Genomic DNA, 916 nt, shown 5'->3' with positions numbered 1-916 from the left:
CTTGTACTAATTTTGACATTTGAATCGCTCCATTTCTTTTTAGTTAGAATATTTGAATCTTAATGCACTCGTTTGTTCGAAATACATTAAGCTATTTCTTAAAACTAAAAACGATGAATTGGTAAGTTTTTGTTTACCTATCGTTTTGATACTTATACTATATACCGATTTGTTCGTTTTGCGTTCTATCTTTCTTAACTCAAACATTAAACATCAAAACTGTAGGCATTTGATTTCTTAGAATACACTTAGGCATTCATATATGTTGTGCAAAATCAGACAATTCTGCAAACGTTTACAATACCTTTACATTCGCTTAAAATTAGATTATAAAACCCTAGTTTAAACAGTTTATTTCATCAATTACAGTCCTTGCTAAGTTGATCTGTGTCTATTTACATTCACGAAACAAAGCATAATCGCAAATGAACGCATATTAATAAATGATCATAGTAATTAAACGACATTACTTTATCAATACCATTCCTGTTCACGCATTTCATCGTACTACTATTGATGACTAACGTTGAAATTCAAAATCGGCAGATAGCATATAGAAGGTTTAACGTCTAATTTTGGTCAATTCGTTTCGTAAGAGTTACAAATGCGCATAATTAGTGAAAAATATAAACTTTTTTTATATCAAAGCTATTGATAAATAAGGTTTCTTTAGCTATAATTATTCTTGTGTTAAAAAATCATGTCCTGGTAGCTCAGCTGGATAGAGCAATGGCCTTCTAAGCCATCGGTCGGGGGTTCGAATCCCTCCCAGGACGTTATTAACTAAAAATTACATACATTTTTAGACTGAGAACGCTGTTATAACGGCGTTCTTTTTATTTTGTCTTTTAATAAAACACTATTGACTACTACGCTTTAGGGACCCAAATCTCTAGCATAAAAAGAGTCCGGGACA

At 31.6% G+C, this 916-nt stretch carries 1 tRNA gene; it reads left to right on the top strand.

What is annotated here, in order from left to right:
• Positions 1–702: 702 nt before the first annotated feature.
• Positions 703–776: transfer RNA gene (locus tag KA858_RS12515), tRNA-Arg, on the top strand.
• The last annotated feature ends 140 nt before the right edge of the window (positions 777–916 follow it).

This window comes from Staphylococcus sp. GDX8P80P (genome assembly GCF_017893095.1).
GTDB lineage: Bacteria > Bacillota > Bacilli > Staphylococcales > Staphylococcaceae > Staphylococcus > Staphylococcus borealis.
Note: the sequence above shows the minus strand (reverse complement) of the source record. Positions and strands in the feature narration are given on the sequence as shown.